The organism is Psychrobacillus sp. NPDC058041, assembly GCF_042885655.1.
Taxonomy (GTDB): Bacteria; Bacillota; Bacilli; order Bacillales_A; family Planococcaceae; genus Psychrobacillus.
Window position 1 is genome coordinate 152,684 of record NZ_JBHVRO010000002.1, and the last position, 17,628, is coordinate 170,311.

General features: G+C 35.3%; 17 protein-coding genes. 9 read left to right on the forward strand and 8 right to left on the reverse strand.

Translation table 11 applies throughout. From position 1 onward, the window contains the following. Positions 1-58 precede the first annotated feature (58 nt). The 3 genes from ACFVR1_RS03265 to ACFVR1_RS03275 form a co-directional block, all read right to left on the reverse strand. Positions 59-1,222, reverse strand: coding sequence for a pyridoxal phosphate-dependent aminotransferase (locus tag ACFVR1_RS03265; RefSeq protein ID WP_387580314.1), 1,164 nt, complete (start codon positions 1,220-1,222; stop codon positions 59-61). A 165-nt stretch (positions 1,223-1,387) separates the two neighbouring features. After that, positions 1,388-2,554 (reverse strand): tyrosine-type recombinase/integrase, encoded by a 1,167-nt coding sequence (locus ACFVR1_RS03270; protein WP_387580317.1) that lies wholly within the window; start codon positions 2,552-2,554, stop codon positions 1,388-1,390. A gap of 100 nt (positions 2,555-2,654) precedes the next feature. Beyond that, complete coding sequence (locus ACFVR1_RS03275; RefSeq protein ID WP_387580319.1) at positions 2,655-3,275, reverse strand: helix-turn-helix domain-containing protein; 621 nt, start codon at positions 3,273-3,275, stop codon at positions 2,655-2,657. Positions 3,276-3,464: 189 nt separating this feature from the next. Between ACFVR1_RS03275 and ACFVR1_RS03280 the strand changes: the two genes are divergently transcribed. From ACFVR1_RS03280 to ACFVR1_RS03300, 5 genes are all read left to right on the forward strand, one after another. Further along, positions 3,465-3,701: a helix-turn-helix transcriptional regulator gene (locus ACFVR1_RS03280; RefSeq protein ID WP_387580322.1), complete on the forward strand. Its 237-nt coding sequence runs from the start codon at positions 3,465-3,467 to the stop codon at positions 3,699-3,701. After that, positions 3,702-3,968 (forward strand): hypothetical protein, encoded by a 267-nt coding sequence (locus ACFVR1_RS03285; protein WP_387580324.1) that lies wholly within the window; start codon positions 3,702-3,704, stop codon positions 3,966-3,968. Between the two features lie 340 nt (positions 3,969-4,308). Continuing rightward, positions 4,309-5,166, forward strand: coding sequence for a bifunctional DNA primase/polymerase (locus tag ACFVR1_RS03290; protein WP_387580326.1), 858 nt, complete (start codon positions 4,309-4,311; stop codon positions 5,164-5,166). Between the two features lies 1 nt (position 5,167). Further along, the gene (locus ACFVR1_RS03295; RefSeq protein WP_387580328.1) at positions 5,168-6,505 is read left to right on the forward strand and encodes a DNA primase family protein; all 1,338 of its coding nucleotides are present in this window, start codon (positions 5,168-5,170) and stop codon (positions 6,503-6,505) included. 401 nt (positions 6,506-6,906) lie between these two features. Continuing rightward, positions 6,907-7,377 carry a hypothetical protein gene (locus ACFVR1_RS03300; RefSeq protein ID WP_387580330.1) on the forward strand — a complete coding sequence of 157 codons (471 nt, stop codon included), beginning with the start codon at positions 6,907-6,909 and terminating at the stop codon, positions 7,375-7,377. A 116-nt stretch (positions 7,378-7,493) separates the two neighbouring features. On the opposite strand, the gene ACFVR1_RS03305 is transcribed toward ACFVR1_RS03300, so the two are convergent. The 5 genes from ACFVR1_RS03305 to ACFVR1_RS03325 all read right to left on the reverse strand — a co-directional run bounded on the left by ACFVR1_RS03305 (position 7,494) and on the right by ACFVR1_RS03325 (position 13,536). Continuing rightward, positions 7,494-8,168: an SOS response-associated peptidase gene (locus ACFVR1_RS03305; RefSeq protein ID WP_387580332.1), complete on the reverse strand. Its 675-nt coding sequence runs from the start codon at positions 8,166-8,168 to the stop codon at positions 7,494-7,496. Between the two features lie 1,108 nt (positions 8,169-9,276). Next, positions 9,277-9,507, reverse strand: a complete 231-nt coding sequence (locus ACFVR1_RS03310) for a YczF family membrane protein (RefSeq protein ID WP_387580334.1) — start codon at positions 9,505-9,507, stop codon at positions 9,277-9,279. Between the two features lie 51 nt (positions 9,508-9,558). Beyond that, positions 9,559-10,662: a GerAB/ArcD/ProY family transporter gene (locus tag ACFVR1_RS03315; protein WP_387580337.1), complete on the reverse strand. Its 1,104-nt coding sequence runs from the start codon at positions 10,660-10,662 to the stop codon at positions 9,559-9,561. A 26-nt stretch (positions 10,663-10,688) separates the two neighbouring features. Then, positions 10,689-11,906 (reverse strand): Ger(x)C family spore germination protein, encoded by a 1,218-nt coding sequence (locus ACFVR1_RS03320; RefSeq protein ID WP_387580340.1) that lies wholly within the window; start codon positions 11,904-11,906, stop codon positions 10,689-10,691. Beyond that, positions 11,896-13,536, reverse strand: a complete 1,641-nt coding sequence (locus tag ACFVR1_RS03325; RefSeq protein ID WP_387580343.1) for a spore germination protein — start codon at positions 13,534-13,536, stop codon at positions 11,896-11,898. The genes ACFVR1_RS03320 and ACFVR1_RS03325 overlap by 11 nt, the downstream gene beginning before the upstream one ends. Positions 13,537-13,757: 221 nt before the next feature. Here ACFVR1_RS03325 and ACFVR1_RS03330 point away from each other — a divergent pair, with 221 nt between their 5' ends. The 4 genes from ACFVR1_RS03330 to ACFVR1_RS03345 all read left to right on the forward strand — a co-directional run bounded on the left by ACFVR1_RS03330 (position 13,758) and on the right by ACFVR1_RS03345 (position 16,862). Then, positions 13,758-13,964: a spore coat protein gene (locus tag ACFVR1_RS03330; RefSeq protein ID WP_387581219.1), complete on the forward strand. Its 207-nt coding sequence runs from the start codon at positions 13,758-13,760 to the stop codon at positions 13,962-13,964. 16 nt (positions 13,965-13,980) lie between these two features. Then, positions 13,981-14,343, forward strand: coding sequence for a spore coat protein (locus tag ACFVR1_RS03335; RefSeq protein WP_387580345.1), 363 nt, complete (start codon positions 13,981-13,983; stop codon positions 14,341-14,343). Between the two features lie 24 nt (positions 14,344-14,367). Continuing rightward, complete coding sequence (locus ACFVR1_RS03340; RefSeq protein ID WP_387580347.1) at positions 14,368-15,504, forward strand: zinc-dependent alcohol dehydrogenase; 1,137 nt, start codon at positions 14,368-14,370, stop codon at positions 15,502-15,504. A 260-nt stretch (positions 15,505-15,764) separates the two neighbouring features. After that, positions 15,765-16,862: an L-dopachrome tautomerase-related protein gene (locus tag ACFVR1_RS03345; RefSeq protein ID WP_387580349.1), complete on the forward strand. Its 1,098-nt coding sequence runs from the start codon at positions 15,765-15,767 to the stop codon at positions 16,860-16,862. Positions 16,863-17,628 lie beyond the last annotated feature (766 nt).

The window sequence follows — 17,628 nt, forward strand, 5'->3', positions numbered from 1 at the left end:
AAGAGAAACATAAAAACCGAGTGCAACAGCATTCGGTCTAAGAGAACGACTATTTTACTTAAAATAACTGTAGTTTTTCGATTCGATTAATCGCTTCTATCAATCGATCTTCATCTACTAATAAACCAACGCGGATATATCCTTCGCCAAATGTGCCGAAACCATTTCCAGGTGCAACTGCTACATTCACCTTTTCTAAAAGTAAGTCTGAGAATGTTTCACTAGTGTGACCATTTGGAACAGGTAGCCACGCAAAGAATGAGCCTTGAGGCGCAGTCACATTCCAACCTATTCTAGTACAAGCATCAATTAATGCATTTCTTCTTCTTTCATATAAAGAAACCAACTCGTTCACACATTGCTGGCTTTCGTTAAGAGCTGCTGCAGCGGCAGATTGAATAGCAGGAAAGAGACCAACGAATAAATGATCTTGAATAATATTTATAGCCTCAATCATTTTCGAATTTCCAACTGCAAAACCAACTCTCCAACCAGCCATATTATACGTTTTTGAAAGTGTATACATTTCAATGCCCACATCTTTTGCACCTTCTATTTGTAAAAAGCTGACGGGTTTCTTTCCATCGAATCCTATTCCTCCATATGCAAAGTCATGAACAATGGCAATATCGGATTCCATTGCAAGTGTAACTGTTTCTCCAAAGAATTCTTTCGTTGCAGTTGCTCCAGTTGGGTTATTTGGATAATTTAAATACATTAATTTAGCATCTCTTTTTTGTTCTTCTGTTAATTTACTGTAGTCTGGCAAGTAATTATTTTCTTCCAATAAAGGCATAGTATCGTAACATACATTTGCTAATGAAACACCAGACAAATAATCCGGATAACCTGGATCTGGCAATAACATTAAATCATTTTCATTCATCATCGCTAGCGGTAATTCCACAAGACCAATTTTCGTTCCAAACATAATTGCTACTTCTGTATCTGGGCAAATTTCTACACCATATTCTCTTTTATAAAAATCTGCAGCAGCATGTTTTAATTCATTAATTCCTCGAAATGGGGAGTACTTATGTGACTGTGGATCTGTAGCTGCATCTTGCAAAGCTTTGACGATATGTACTGGTGTCGGTTGATCTGGATTTCCTTGACCTAAGTTAATCACATCTCTTCCTTCCGCGATTGCCCCTGATACCTTTTGAACAAGTGTTGCAAAAAACTGAGTTGGTAAACTTTTTAAACGATTTGAAAATTCCATAGATGATACCTCATTTTCTAAATAGTTGCATAGATTAGTTATACTTTTAATTCCAATTAAAACCAGTAGGTTATCTAAGTGTTGGTAATACTAGCTTTTATTGATTATTTATGAGCGTTTTTCGACCATAAAAAAATTACTGAATACCGAATTGAATACCAAATATCAAAACTTGACGTAGTTCGCGAATTTTTCGGCGGTATTATCTTTCATTTTTTGCGTTACGTGTGTATACACATTCATGGTTGTTTTAATATCAATGTGGCCAATGCGGTCTTGTACATCTTTTATACTTGCTCCTGCTTCAAACAGTAGGGAAGCGTGAGTGTGTCTAAAACCATGAATGGTGATCTCAGGGAAATCATATTTCTTTGTCAATGATTTCAACTGGTGGTTAGGATATACAGTTGAATGGTAGTCATTCATAGCTCTTTTATCTGTGGAAGCTATTATCGGTTGGTTGATTTTATAAGTTGTATTAATACCATATGTCAATAGTAGTTTAGCTTGCGTTTTCTTCCATCTCACTAGTACATCTAAGGTTATATCATCAATGCTTATAACACGCTTAGAATGAAGCGTTTTAGGGGTCTGGACGTATCTAGTAGAATGTTCCGTTTTAGCAAGTGTTTTATTGAATCGAATAGTTTTTTCTTTGAAATCAATGTCTTCCCAAGTTAAAGCTAAAATTTCTCCCTTTCTTCCTCCAGTAAACGCTAGCAACCTAAACAATACATAAACTTTCATTTTTTCATTTTTTTCAATGGTATTCAAGAATAATTCCAATTGCTGCATGGTGTAGTAGTTTTCTAGTGGTTCTGTTTCTTCCACTTTTTGTACAGGCTTTGGCGTAATGATTTTTCGCATTGGATTTTCTGTTATTACCTGTAACACTGTGGCGTAGTCCAACACCATTTTCACATAGTTTCGATAGCTTCTAAAATTTTTGTATTGCTTAGACCATGTGTTTACGACCTTTTGACAATAAGAGGTTGTGATTTTATCAATTATCAAGGATTCAAACTTAGGTAGTATAGCAGATTTGAAATAAACGATAGTTGTATTTACGGTAGAAAGCTTCACTGTATGTCGATAGTTCTCTAACCACAATTCGTAGACTTCTTGAAAAGTCATCTTTTTATGAGTTTTAAAGCCATTTGCTTCTATGTCTATCTCTAATCTAGCAAGTGTGAGCTTTGCTTCCTTTATGGATTTAAAACCACGTCTAGTTGTTCGTTTTGGTTTCCCAGTCACTGGATCAGTACCAAGATATACATTAAACATGTAAGCGGTAGATCCGTCTTTTTTTGTGTACTTTTTTATCGTTGTCATTTTTTTCTCTCCTTGTATGTCCAGGCAAGGGCAATTATGGGAGAGTGTCGAATTTAGCAAAATCATTGGAATTCTAATTAAAAATCTACAATTTTTACTTTTAATTCAGTAACATATAGTGGTTAATGCTCATGTGTGTTGTTCCTTCAATTTCTTGTCCATAATAATAATGGTATCCCCAATTTATTAAAAATTCGTCTAATTTATCTTGTGCGTAACCCTCAACGAAATTTTCAATATGTGTAGGAAGCTTTAATTGATATAACTTGAAATCGTATTGAGGGGAAATGCCAACGTTTAAACTATCAATTTCTTTCTTTTCATCTATCCCGTATTTTACTTCAAGTTGAAAATTAAATTCTTGCATATTTTCTTCATATCTTAGTTTGCAGCGAATATATAATTCAGTTTTGATAGATGAATAGTAATCATATCCGTCCTCATCGTCTTTACCATTTGTTATTTTTTCCATTGTTCCGACCGGTTTTTCAGTTAACACTTCCAATTCTTGAGAAAAGTCTACATAGGTAAACAGGTCACCCGGTTGGCACTTTAGTAATTCGCACAATTCACGTAACGTACCGAACTGTATCCCCGAGCCAATATTATTGTAAAGATTCGAAATAGTTGTTCTCGATAATGTAGTTTGATCTTTTACTTTTTGAATATTAAGCCCTCGTTCAGCCATCAAAACTCTCAAATTACAGTGAATTAAACTCATATCAGCAGTCCCTCTTTTTTCCTTTAGTTTAACCAATAATATCATAACTAATCAAAATAACCAATACACTAATCAAAACAACTTGACAACCAATCAACTCAGTATTATGATTTGTTTATTAAGTGAAACAACCAATGAATTAATCAAAATGAAATAGATATTGGTTGTTTGGGATGGAGGTGCACAAATTTGATTACATTAAAATTTCGTGATGAGTTTAATCGGATAATCGCAAAGGATGGGTTTTCTAAACGTGCTTTTGCACGTAAATGCGGATTATCAGAGTCAACGATTATCCAAATTTCAAACGGAAGACAATCCCCACGACCGGACACCGCTAAGAAAATATGCGATGGATTGCAATTAAATTTTGATGATATTTTTTCGATTAAAGAAAAAACCTGCAACCAAAAAGGAGGTGAGTAAATGAGCAGTATATTTTCATTAGAAACTCAACAATCAATGAAAAATGAAATAGTGCAACAGATCATGAAGACGGTTGAGGTCTTGGTTCAAGAAAAAGGTCAGAAGAGGTATTTACGAGTTTCAGAATGCAGTGAGTACGCTTCCGTTTCACCAGGGACACTCAAAATGTGGATTGAAAAATATAAACTTCCAGTGAGTTGTATCGAAGGTGTTCGCATAATTGATACAAGAGATTTAGATCTTTTCATAGCAAAATTTAAAATTTAAGCTCAGGCAAGGGCGAAAAGTGGGTTGTTAAGTGAAGAGAGTAAATGTTTTCTTATTCGGTCAATCAAAGAAAACAGTTAATGCTTGGCGGCGTAGTCCACAGGAAATAATAGACTAAAGGTTTCATACTTAAAAAAATTGTTAACAGAGTGAACTAACCACATTTACGTGAAAGAAAAGTTTAATTTAACCGAAGAATGTCAAGATTTAGGTGAGTATCGAACGATGCAGCAGCCTAAAACCAAGCTACCACTTTCACGCAATTACTATAAAAGTATTTTGCGTCAAGCCTACCGTGCGATGTGCGGAACAGATACAGAAGAGGTAGGGGGTGTAATGAATGGTTTTAGGAAAGAGACATGAAACCAGAATGATGAAAAGTGCATTACTATATGCAACAAGGTTTGGATGGCAAGTATTCCCCTTACACTGGATAGAAGACGGAAAATGCAGCTGTAAAGGGAAAAAAGTAAATTGTAGACCTGGCAAACATCCTTTGACAAAGAATGGTGTTAAAGACGCTACGTTGGATATAACGATTATTAAAGAATGGTGGAACAAGTGGCCTAAAGCGAATATAGGGGTTGCTTGTGGTGAGATAAGTGGAATATTTGTACTGGACGTAGACATGAATGAAAATGCAGATGGACATGAAACTATACGAGATTTAGAAAATAGTTATGGAGCTATCCCGCATACACCGATGCAGATATCAGGATCAGGTGGAACACACTTTTTTTTCAAGAGTAATAGCAACCTAAAAAATGTGGTTGAATTTCTTCCTGGTCTAGATATAAGAAGTGATGGAGGATACATTATTGTAGCTCCAAGCTCGCATATAAGCGGAAAAGAGTATACGTGGGAAGTAGAAAGTCATGTTCTAGAAACACACATACAGGAAGCTCCAAACTGGCTCGTACAAACAATTATTGATAAAACTGGTAAAAAGTATGACAAGAAACCAGCAAGCTATTATGTTGGCCTTCTACAAGGTGTAGGAGAAGGTATGAGAAACCATTCAACAGCATCATTAATAGGATACTTACTTAGAAAGAACGTAGATGCTGGTATCGCATATGAATTAATAAAAATATGGAATGAAAAAAGATGTGACCCTCCGCAAAGTATGGAGGAATTAACCAAAACATTTATCTCCATATTGAAGAAGGATAGTAGTTGTAGGGAGGAAGGATGGTAGTATGAACGAAATGGAATTTTTAGAAACGAGTTCTGAGTTAGAAAAGCTCATAAACGATTATAGAAAGAAAAATGAACAAAGAAATTATTTCGGAGAGGAAAAAGGAAAAACACTTATTCCAAAGGTATTAGCAGAACATATTATGGAAGAAAACCATTTTATTTATGATGGAAATTTTTTGTATCGTTATGAATTAGGAGTTTACAGAGAAGTATCTGACATAGTAATTAGGAAAAGGTGTATTGAACTTCTAGGCAACCAATTTAAAAAAACATATGGGGATGAAGTTGTTCATTTTATCAAATTGGCTACATATAGAAAAAATGAAGCTGCTAATGCTAGTACAACTTTTATTAATGTGAAGAATGGTTTACTAGAGTGGAAGATTCGTAAATTACACCCGCATTCACCTGAATATTTCAGTACTATTCAACTACCAATTGAATACAATCCTGAAGCTGTTTCTACAAATGTTGATACTTTTATTAGAACTGTTGTTCCGGAAGATACCATACCAATGATCTATGAGTGGTTCGGATATACAATGCTTCCCATGACACGATATGAAAAAGCAGTGATGCTGATTGGTGAAGGCAGTAACGGTAAAAGTAAATTTATAGAATTACTTGAGTATTTTATTGGTACTGAAAACATTTCCAATATTCCATTACAGGATTTAGAACATAATCGCTTCAAACTAGCTCAAATTAATGGGAAATTAGTTAATACTTTTGCTGATATACCAGCTAAAGCACTCGAAAAATCAAGCATATTTAAAACTATTGTAAGTGGTGATAGAACAAGTGCTGAATTTAAAGGAAAAGATAGCTTTAACTTTAAACCATTTGCTCGTCTCATGTTTTCCGCCAATGAACTCCCTAGATCAGCAGATATAACAAATGGATTTTTTAGGAGATGGTTAATCATTCCTTTTGATGTGAAGTTCGGTCCTGGAGGGATAAAAGCAGATCCTTACATAATGGACAAGTTAACAACTGCTGAAGAGTTAAGTGGTTTGTTGAACTATGCATTAGAAGGATTGGGGAGGTTAGAGAAACAAGGCCAATTCAGTTTAAACGAAACTACTAACAATATGCTAGAGCAATATAAATTGGATATAGATAATGTAGCTACTTTTGTGGATGAACAATGCACTATTTCTCCTGAAGTTAAGATAGAAAAAAAACTGTTACACAGCGAGTATAATAACTGGTGCTTTAAAAATGGGTATAAACCAATAACGAGGACTAAATTTTATTCACGAATAAGTAAAGAATACCAAGATGGCGAAAGACAGCACGGCCAACCCCGTACTTTTCAAGGGATTACTCTGGATTAGTAAATATAGGACAATTAAACCGAACCATTTAAGAAGTTAAAGTTCTACCTTACTTGCTCAACGTGTGAAAGTCATTTGAACCACTTGAACCACTCTATTAAAACTCTTTCATATAAAATAATAAATGTTATAAATAAGGAGTATAAAACAATTGGTTCAAATGGTTCAAAAAAAGAAGTGGGTAATTGAACTCTTATTAGATTTTCCCGTAAACCAAAATATAAACGGAGTAGAACAATGCAGCCTTTGAAATACTATATCTTCAATCAGAAGAATTAAGGCCAGGAGCAGGCTATACTTTGAATACTTTGTCTCCCGCTCTACAATTGATTATTTTAGTTACCTTTATATGGATAATGTGCACAGATTAATAGGTTCATTATGAAAGGGGAACTCTCAATATGCAATTAGAGAAAAAAAGAATCGGTCGAAAACCTCTTTACACCTATTGGCTGACTGAAAAAGGATTAAAACAAGTGAATGAATGGTCGGAAGAGGGATTAATTAATAAACAAATTGCTAATAAAATAGGGATAAACGCTGCGACATTGTACGAGTGGCAAGACAGATTTCCCGATTTTGCCGATGCCATTAAGAAGGGCAAGAAGGTTATTGATGAACAAGTAGAAAATTCGTTATTGAAGCGGGCAATAGGTTACAAATACGAAGAGGAAACATGGGGGAAGAATCATGCGGGTGAGATGGTTATAGTAAAACGAATTGTAAAATCACAAGCCCCAGACGTCACTGCACAGATCTTTTGGTTGAAGAATCGTCAACCTGAAAGATGGAGAGAGCGAGTGGAAATCAAAAATGAGCATGAAGGCACAATAAAAGTGGTAATGGGTGATATGGAGAAATGGAGTAAATAATAACACTAGACTAAATAATTGAGAGACAAAGAAAAACACCGACCAATCGTTCTGGGCGGTGTTTTTAAAATGGATAAAATAAAATTTCTTATTTCACTAACAGGCGATATTTTCTGTTATACACTTACATTAATCAAACCACTATGATTATTCTTTGGTGAATTCACTTCCGACGAAACAGGAAATGCTTCCATTAATTCAGCATCATATGGTGCTAATAAACTTTTCAGTTTGTATTTGTCTTGGAGTAACGGATTTAACCAGTCACTTTCATTCTCTCTTTTTATAATGACAGGCATGCGATTATGAATGCCCAACATTAATTCATTCGGCTCGGTTGTAAGTAGGGTACAGGAATGAAGGTTCTCTCCGCTAGGTGACTTCCACGTCTCCCATAACCCTGCAACTGCAAATACTTCATTCGATCTCAATTTGATCCGCATAGGTAATTTCCCTGCATCAGTCGTTTTCCATTCAAAGAAAGAGTCCATCGGTATTAAACAACGTCGTTTTATAAAAGATTGTCTAAAACTAGGTTTGTCATCGACCGTTTCGGATCTGGCGTTAATCATTTTATAACCTATTTTTTCATCTTTAGCCCATGAAGGTACCAGCCCCCATTTTAATTTACCCATTCGATTATGTTCTCCATCACTGATAACTGCAGTAATTGATTGGGAAGGTGCGATATTATAGCTAGGTAGGTAAAGACTCTCCTCCACAGTGATGTCGATATCGAAACGTTCAATTAAAGTATCAAAATTTGCAAATAAAGTATATCTACCGCACAAATTCATCCACCTCTTTGTCTTTTACATTAGTATAAATCGTTCTCCTATATTAGTGGTAATGTGAAGAACAGTAAATTTTCATTGGTAATTTACAACATTGATTCAAATAATAATGGCCAGTTACTTGCTTAATAGAAGTTGATGATTTTTAGAGAAGGTATTTTGAACACTGGTAACGAATTTTTTCTAAAAGGAGGAATTCGTAGGGTATCGTTTACTCTTATTATGTGGAGCATCGCATGGCTAGCAGCAGGCACTAATTAAGCTAATGGGTGCTTTACTTCAAGAAGGAGTAAAACATTTTTTCTTATTCAACTAAAGGAACAGGTTAGTTTAATAAGAGAATTGGAGATTTTATGTCGCATTTGAACCAAGCTGTGATTAGAACTGGTATTGAACTTTTCTTGTTTTCCACTTCGACAACTGAACTAGGTTTTTAAAAGAAAAGTGGTGAACCATTTACATCTGGTTCACCACTCTCAAATCTTATTACGATAAATTTAATTAGTCAAAATTAGTTGAAACCGTATCTATGCCTGGTGTAAAAGAAGCAAATTCTGTTATTTCAAAGATGATAAAAATAGTTCAGGTACAACCTACACTAATAGTTACATTACCGAAAGCTGTAATCTTGCTTACATTTTCCAAAACAAGGATAGAATCATCCATCACTTTTCTTATAACAATCTGGAAAAAGACATTTTTTTCAAAAACTAAATCAAACTAGCTCACCACTACTATTGTTGCTTGACAAAATTAGTAAGTGATGAAGAAGTAGCCGTAGATTAATGAACAGTTCAACAACCGTAGTTTCCTTTAAATAACAAAAAAAGACTAGAACAATATCAGACTTTCCTGACTGATTTGGATCTAGTTTGTAAAGTATGAACGGCAATTTGGTGTTTATTACTCAGTAATTTATTCCAAGCAGGGACTTACCTCGAAGTTATTTTATATCTTAATCGAAAGATTGATATGTATGTAAGGCAATAACCTAAATAATTGTTGTCCTACTTTGAAATTAGAATGGGCAAGCCGTGAGCTAAAACCAAGAAGATTATGTACAAACAAACCAATAGAACTGTATAGTAATATACTTACATATTTTTTATCTCTGTTGTTTCTTTTTTCTTTTTTTATAAAAAGTACGTACTGGACCAACAACCATGAGAACTATTAAGAGAAAGAAAATAACTATTTCTGTTACTTCCATTACCAGAAAAGGTCTAATAGCATTATTAATGGAGGTGTTTAGGTCAAATCCTAAAAGAATGTCCATGCATAGAGAAAAAACAGTTAAAAAGACGAACATCAGAATAGAAATACCGATTATTTTCATTTTTTATCACGCTCCACTAAACGATACTTCTTTTTTGGAAATAAATTTTTTCTATGCTTGCTTTTCTTTTTTTTTGTTCTTAATAAATGCAATCAAAAGTAACAGAATTGGAATAATTACTTGAAGCGGGAGATGCAAATAAAGGGTAATAACATGAAGCCCTTCTTTAACATGTTCAGAAAAATTACTGGCGATTGTTATGGATAGAATCAGGATGGCTAGTCCTAATGGGAAAGCTAATCGTGCGGATTCTTTGACTTTAAATAAATTGGCTGTTCCTACTACAGATGCATAGAGAAACACACACATTTTAAAAAATACACCGATAACCGTTATTAATATAAAATAAACATCTAACCGTTCTAAAAAACCGGCTACTTCAATTGTTTGTATAGTAGAAAGAAGGGGGAAGGGTGAACGGGTAATGTTATTTACACCAAGTACACTAACATTTATGGCCATGACTGAAGCTAATATGAGCCCGCTTAATCCTATTGCTAATAAACCAATTCGTTTCACTTTTTTCGGTCGATTTAAATAGGGGAGGATCATAGCAAATATAATCACCTCACCAAATGGAAAGTACAGGGTTTGAGTAAATGTCGTTTTTATAACAGGTTTGATACCTTCTTCAAGCACAGGTTCTAAATTAGAAATTTGTATTATCCCGGAAAAAACTATTAAAAAAAGACCGCTAAACCCAAGTAAAAAGATTAGAACAAATAGTAATTCACTTGTTCGCGCTAAAACCTCAATACCCTTACGAATTGTATATATAACTAAAAGAACCATCAATGTATTCAAAATAAACAAAGGAGCTTCCCAATAAAAGGATGTAATTAGCATTTCTCCGAAATCCCTCAACACTCTTGCAGAAAGATAGATAAAATAGAGTACGTAAATGAAGGCCAATATTTTTCCAAAAAAACTTCCTATAATTTTTTGTATATATTCAGTAGGAGGTGTGTCTGGATAATAGGAGTAGAGACCATGATAGACCAAATATAAGCAAAAACCACCAACCATACCGATCAAAATAGCAAGCCATGCATCCTGATTTGCTTCTATTGCAATAGGTACCAACAAGGCACTACCAAGTTCAAACAAGACAATTAGAATGAATAGCTGATATGCGCTGATTTTTGCCTTTTCCAATGATTTTTCACTCCATTTCTTGACAATTATTGTTTCATATCTGAAAGATATGAATTAGTTCTATTACCAGAACGTCGTATAAATGCTTCTACCTTCACATTTACCTTTAAGTTTGGAAAATATGTGTCATTCCAATCGTTCTTCATCTTTTTCCATTTTTCTGGATCAGAACGATGAACCACTTCCCCAAATCCAAAAATATCTGATTTGTTTTGCTGCGTTCTTGTAACAGTGTTTGCTAATTGCTTTTTAATTTCTTTTTCTAATTCCTTTTCTATATCCAAAATCTCATAAGGATCTGTTAGATCAATTTGTGACCTTACTTCGCGAATATCACCTTCCGCACGTACATTAACTGTAATGACAGGGAGGTCGTTTGTTGTATCAGCTGAGACTTTTGTTTTTTGACGGACCACGTTGTAAGTCAAGGTGTTTTTCTGTCCTTTCCAGTCTAATATCACATCTGTCTGTTGGATTTTATCCAAGATCCATACTACTCCTCTAGACATCTCACCTTGATACCAGTCAACCAACTTTCCTTCTTTAAAAATGGCCAGTCCGTCAGATTCAAGAGTGGTATCCAGTTCAGACTGTTGAATATTTTCCATCTTTTTTCCTTGTTGGATATCTCCTTTTAAGCTAAATCCGCTAATAACTGTTTCTTTCCCTGCAGAGGTGAGAGTAGTAATAACGTCCTGAAGGGTAACTTCCATACTTTCTCCTCTTGCTCTTTCTGTAGTCTGTAAAGTTCCGGTCACTTTCTCGGCTGGAATCGTATCAATGGCAGTCAAAGATTTAAGAAGATCACCTGCTTTTGTTTGATGGGATATTACAACCCTTGACGTCATTCGAATTTCTGGATCACGTTCAAATGCATCTAAAATATCTGTAATGCCTTCTTCTTTTGCTAACTCCTCACTAATAACAATTAGATTTGCATGTGCGTGATATAGCCTTCTTGAGATTTTAGATGTCGCATGGAAATGTGCTTCCAAAACACTGTCTCCCATAGCTGTGTAAACGGTAACTGTGGGGCTTTGGCCACTTCCTCCACCTTGAAGTCCTCCCGCTACGTTTCTAGGATTGACAAGTTGAATGGTCTTGACATACTTACCCTCTTCATTTTTGTCAATCGCCATGGCAGATATTATCGCTAGTTCATTTAACTCTTTTTGACTCCAACACCCTGAGATGAAAACTGTGCTTGTAATAATCAAGAAAAGAAGAATCCATTTATGATTCATTCCGTTCACCTTTTTCCATGTTAATAGTATTTTTCATAATACGAGTACGAGGAGGCTGTGGTTTCTGATCTTCCCCTTGACTAACCCTGTTTTGGCCGCTCATCAATCGTGGTCTTTTCTTGTAAGCCCAAATTGGTCTTCGGAAAATGGTATCACCTGCTTCCTCACGGATGAATGGTGCAAGAGGTGACATATATGGAACACCGAACGAACGCAGGCTGCATAAGTGAACTATCAGCAGAATAAACACTAGAATAATTCCATAAAAACCAAATGTTGCTGCACTGACCATAAAAATAAATCTAACCAAACGGGCAGATATTGCAACTGCATAGGAAGGGGTCGCAAAACTGGCTATTGCTGTCAAAGAGACTACTATTACCATTGCAGGTGACACAATGCCAGCCTGTATCGCTGCCTGTCCAATGACAAGTGCTCCTACTATAGATATAGTGGAACCCATAGCTTTAGGCATGCGAATGCCGGCTTCTCTTAAAATTTCAAAAGTTATTTCCATTATGAGTGCTTCAATAAATGCTGGAAACGGAACAGATTCCCTTTGTGCAGCAATAATAATAACCAATTTTGTTGGAATCATCTCCTGATGAAAGGTGGTAGCTGCGATGTATATAGCAGGGCCGACAAGGGATATTAAGAAGATCACAATACGTAAAAAGCGAATAGCTGTTGAGATATCAAAACGTTCATAATAATCTTCAACTGATTGAAAAAAATCTAGAAATAGGGCAGGTACCAGCAAAACAAAAGGAGTCCCATTTACAAAAATGGCAATCCTACCTTCTAATAAATTTCCCGCGACACTATCTGGCCTCTCTGTATGATGTATAGTAGGAAAAGTAGTATTTGTTTGATCTTCTATTAGCTGTTCAATATATCCGGATTCTAAGATGCCATCAATGTTTATTCTTTTTAAACGTTTACGTACTTCTTCTATGATTTCATTCTTTGCGATGCCATTTATATACATAATTGAAACTTCTGTATTTGTCATTTTGCCAATATTAATGGACTCAACCCATAAATCTGTATTGTTAATTATTCGACGAACCATAGCTATATTTGTCTCTATTGACTCGTTAAACGCTTCTTTAGAACCTCGAATAGAAACATTTGTAGTAGATTCCTGAACAGACCGTCTCTGTCCACCTTGTGTGCTCGAACAAATCCCTTTGCTTATTCCATCGATGAGAGTAATAGTTTCACCCGACATTAATGCAGTATATAGTTGTTCCCAGTCACTAACTACTTTAATTCCGCCTACAGCAATTACATCTTCGGTAAGAACTTCTAACACGTCTTGTGATATGAACTTTTCATTTAAATTTTGGTTATTCATAATTGAATCGATTACAAAATCGTTAACCAATTGATTGTCAACCAATCCTTTTACATATAAAATAGCCATTTTTATATTGGAATTATGACCAATTTTTAACGGGCGGATAATGATATCTGAACTGTTTCCTGTTTTTTGTTTAATGACTTCAAGATTCTTGGACAAAGAGCTTTCAATGAGGTTGGGTGGTCTATTGTTAGATTGATTTTGATTGTTTATCTCTTGAATCTTTCTATCGTTTTTTTGATTCTTTCGTTTTAAAAATGAAAACATAGCTCAAATACCTTTCTTTTTCAACCCATTTTGTTCAAGATAGAACCTTTTTAAACAAAATGGAAAAAGATTAGTCATGAATAAAAATCCAATGAGAGATTTCTCAGAAAGATTTTAAAACTTTTTTTATAATACACACCATTTAAAAACCTCAATTATACTGAATAAAACCTCATTTTTGGGGTAATATTCAATTGATGAAAAAATTCGGAGGTGGAGGAATGTTTGAAAAAAAATTAGCACTTCATGAAATTTTGGAATTTCATGAAGTAATAAATTTTAAGACAGTATGTTTACTTAAATCTAAAATGATGCAAGGTATCGTTTTTGACCAAGATCTTAAAGCACTAATGGAGAAGGACGTAAAACAATCTATACCAGCTTTAACTGCAATGGTTAAATTATATTCAAATTCTGAGTTAAAATAATCGGAGGTCGGTTCGTATGAATGACTATTTAGATCCTATAAATTCTGTTGGCATGCCTGAACTTACTGATTCAGGTATTGCCCTTGAATTTTTGCTATCAACAAAAACTGGAGTTAGAAATCTTTCAATTGCATTGACAGAAACAGCAACACCTACAATTAGAAAATTATTACAGGAACAACTTGATGTAACCATTGCCTTATATTTCGATATTGCAGATCTCATGATGAAAAAACAATGGTTAAACCCATACGATTTGGAACTTCAAAAACAATTGGATATAAAATCTGCTCAAAATGCAGTAGATATAGCTAATTTAAATCTCTTTCCGGGCGTTACAAACCGGAAAGGAATGTTTCCAAGCCCACCGAAGAAATAATGAATAAAGAAGGAGATTTAAATAATGAAAGCTGTTACTTTTCAAGGTGTTAAAAATGTTCAGGTAAAGAACGTGAAAGATCCAAGCATCCAAAAAGTGGATGATATCATAGTTAAACTGACTACTACTGCCATTTGCGGATCAGACTTACACTTAATTCATGGGATGATACCAAACCTTGGAGAGGATTATGTTATTGGACATGAACCTATGGGAATTGTAGAAGAAGTCGGTAAGGATGTAACGAAAGTTAAAAAAGGGGACCGCGTTATCATCCCATTTAATATAGCATGTGGTCAGTGTTGGTACTGTAATCATGAATTAGAAAGTCAATGTGACAATGCGAATGAAAATGGAGAAATGGGCGCATATTTTGGCTACTCAGACACGACGGGAGGGTTCCCAGGTGGTCAAGCGGAATTTATGCGAGTTCCATATGCTAATTTTACCCCTTTTAAGATTCCAGAAAACAGTGAAGTAGCAGATGAAAGTTTAGTGTTACTTGCAGATGCTGCAAGTACAGCATTTTGGAGTGTAGACAATGCGGGAGTGAAAGCAGGGGATACGGTTGTAATTTTAGGATGCGGTCCAGTTGGTCTGTTAGCACAAAAATTCGCGTGGTTAAAAGGTGCGAAAAGAGTAATTGCAGTTGATTACGTTAGTTATCGTTTAAAACATGCAAAACGTACGAATAACGTGGAGATTGTTAACTTTGAAGATCATGAAAATTGTGGTGAATATTTAAGAGAAATAACACAGGGGGGAGCAGATGTAGTCATTGACTGCGTAGGAATGAGTGGAAAAATGACTCCACTGGAATTTCTTGCATCTGGTCTAAAATTACAAGGAGGAGCAATGGGAGCTCTAGTAATTGCAAGTCAAGCTGTTCGAAAAGGTGGAACAATTCAAATTACAGGAGTTTACGGGGCACGTTATAATGCATTCCCATTAGGTGACATCTTTCAACGAAATGTGAATATTAGGACTGGCCAAGCTCCAGTTATTCACTACATGCCGCATTTATATAATTTAATTGCGGAAGGTAAGGTTGATCCAAGCGATATTGTCACTCATGTACTTCCTTTAGATCAAGCTAAGCATGGCTATGAAGTTTTTGACACCAAAATGGAAGACTGTATAAAAGTTGTGCTAAAACCGTAAATATAGCGGGTTAGTTTTCGAGCATCTCTTATGAGGTGCTTTTTTTTAGGATTTTGGAGAGAATTATAATTGTATTCCTTTATAGAAATTGCACATATGGAATATTATTTAATAAGTGCAATTGATTCAATTGTTAATTTGTTGTTTAAACATGGATTGTCCCATCCAATCACGATAGAAAAAATTATCAAGTACCAGGCATTAAATGAAAATCTCAACATATATAGGTATATTCGTTCGAATTTGATGAGGAGGATATCATGCAACCTATATTACCTATGGAAAAATATTTTGGGCAGTTTGAACTGGTGCATACTTTTTATGGGGCTATGCCTACAGGTGTCAGCGTTTCCGAAACTGGTCGTATTTTTGTTTGCTTTCCGAAATGGGGAGACAACGTTCAATTTACTGTGGCGGAAATTGTTGAGGGTGAATTGCAGCCTTATCCCAGTTTTGAAGCTAATTTGGTTAATACTAGAAATATTACGATGTCTCTCGTCAGTGTCCAAAGTATCGTTGCTGATGGAAGAGGAACACTTTGGGTATTAGACACAGGAGCACCAAATTTTTCTGAACCTATTCAAGGGGGAGCAAAATTAGTTGCTGTTGATTTAAGCACGAATACAATAAGGAGAGTATATACCTTTACAGAAGATGTTGTCTTGCTAACGACTTATTTGAATGATGTCCGTTTGGATTTTCGGGTTGGAAGAGCAGGCTATGCATATATTACGGATTCTTCTTCCAGAGGGACAGGGGGCATTATCGTCGTAGATTTAGAAAGTGGGAACGCGTTTAGACGGTTAAATGGGGCAATATCAACCTCACCTGATCCCTATTTTTTACCGAAAGTAGAAGGTGAAATTTTGATGAATCGAAACCCGGACGGCTCGACTTTCCCATTTAGATTGGCTTCCGATAGTTTAGCAATTTCTTCTGATGGAAAGGTTTTATTTTATGCTCCGCTAACCAGCCGACAGCTGTTCTCGATCTCAACAGAAGCCCTAAGAGACAGAAGGATACAGGACATTAATTTATCCCAATATGTGCAGTATTGGGGGGAAAAAGGCGCTTCTGATGGAATGATCACCGGCGCAAAAGGAACCATTTATGCGGGAGACTATGAAAACAACAGTATCCGAAAGATATTGCCGAATGGCGTAATGGAAACCATCGCACATGACCCTAGAATTTTATGGCCGGATACTTTTTCGATTGGCCCCGATCAATACTTATATGTAATAGTGAATCAATTACATCGGCAGGCGAGATTTCATTATGGAAGAGACCTGCGGAAAAAACCATACAGTTTACTTCGTATGAGAATTGATGAATTCCCTGCTCCTACCTTTTCATAGTAATCTTAAACGAAGGTAGTTATCCCTCATGAGGGAGCTCTTTTTTGTCAGTTAAAATAAGAAACAGGTATCTGTGCAAGAAACGATTCGGATAGTAAACTACAATAAAGGATCTACCATATTCCAAAAACGAACCCTCAGATGAAAAAGAAGCTAAATGGTGAAGTGTGTACGATTATAATCAACTGCTGAATTAAGTTTTGCTGATGGAAATCTGATGTGGTTTGAATATTTTGAACGTAATTATTCATTCTTTTATATAATGTTAGTAAGTAAAGGAGCCACTGTTTTTCGCAGCCATTTCTTAGAATTTGTAATCGAGGAGTAAGAGAGTAGAGGGGGGAAGTAGATATAACCAAAGGAAAAGATCAAAGATTAAGTAAGGATTTAATACTTAAATTTTTTGGAGCTGCCATCGTAGGGACAGTAAAAGCGTGGATTACTACTGGATTATCAGAACCCTCGAAAGTTGTGAAGTAATATACTTAAACAAACGGGGGCGTCGATCCAAAAAAGAATTGATGCCTTTACAGCCTTTAAGATTGTGAAATGTTACACTTAAACTAATGGTGCAGTTTAGTTCAAGAAGGCACTATCCGAAAATAGTGGAATATAATTAAGAAATTTAGGGGTTTACTGATGGATATAAAATTAAGTGCAAAAGTATATAGAATAGGTGTTTCAATAGGTCTTCTAACCACCCAATATTAAATGGGCTCTTCAACTAATGGGGCTAGGGCTTAGTGTAAGAAATTAAACTCACATG

What these genes read in the sequence shown, in the direction of transcription:
- ACFVR1_RS03285 (WP_387580324.1), top strand. Translation starts at nt 3,702, where the DNA reads ATGAGCAGTATATTTTCATTAGAAACTCAACAATCAATGAAAAATGAA.
- ACFVR1_RS03320 (WP_387580340.1), bottom strand. Translation starts at nt 11,906, where the DNA reads ATGAATCATAAATGGATTCTTCTTTTCTTGATTATTACAAGCACAGTT.
- ACFVR1_RS03270 (WP_387580317.1), bottom strand. Translation starts at nt 2,554, where the DNA reads ATGACAACGATAAAAAAGTACACAAAAAAAGACGGATCTACCGCTTAC.
- ACFVR1_RS03330 (WP_387581219.1), top strand. Translation starts at nt 13,758, where the DNA reads ATGTTTGAAAAAAAATTAGCACTTCATGAAATTTTGGAATTTCATGAA.
- ACFVR1_RS03290 (WP_387580326.1), top strand. Translation starts at nt 4,309, where the DNA reads ATGGTTTTAGGAAAGAGACATGAAACCAGAATGATGAAAAGTGCATTA.
- ACFVR1_RS03335 (WP_387580345.1), top strand. Translation starts at nt 13,981, where the DNA reads ATGAATGACTATTTAGATCCTATAAATTCTGTTGGCATGCCTGAACTT.
- ACFVR1_RS03345 (WP_387580349.1), top strand. Translation starts at nt 15,765, where the DNA reads ATGCAACCTATATTACCTATGGAAAAATATTTTGGGCAGTTTGAACTG.
- ACFVR1_RS03310 (WP_387580334.1), bottom strand. Translation starts at nt 9,507, where the DNA reads ATGAAAATAATCGGTATTTCTATTCTGATGTTCGTCTTTTTAACTGTT.
- ACFVR1_RS03275 (WP_387580319.1), bottom strand. Translation starts at nt 3,275, where the DNA reads ATGAGTTTAATTCACTGTAATTTGAGAGTTTTGATGGCTGAACGAGGG.
- ACFVR1_RS03265 (WP_387580314.1), bottom strand. Translation starts at nt 1,222, where the DNA reads ATGGAATTTTCAAATCGTTTAAAAAGTTTACCAACTCAGTTTTTTGCA.
- ACFVR1_RS03295 (WP_387580328.1), top strand. Translation starts at nt 5,168, where the DNA reads ATGAACGAAATGGAATTTTTAGAAACGAGTTCTGAGTTAGAAAAGCTC.
- ACFVR1_RS03300 (WP_387580330.1), top strand. Translation starts at nt 6,907, where the DNA reads ATGCAATTAGAGAAAAAAAGAATCGGTCGAAAACCTCTTTACACCTAT.
- ACFVR1_RS03325 (WP_387580343.1), bottom strand. Translation starts at nt 13,536, where the DNA reads ATGTTTTCATTTTTAAAACGAAAGAATCAAAAAAACGATAGAAAGATT.
- ACFVR1_RS03340 (WP_387580347.1), top strand. Translation starts at nt 14,368, where the DNA reads ATGAAAGCTGTTACTTTTCAAGGTGTTAAAAATGTTCAGGTAAAGAAC.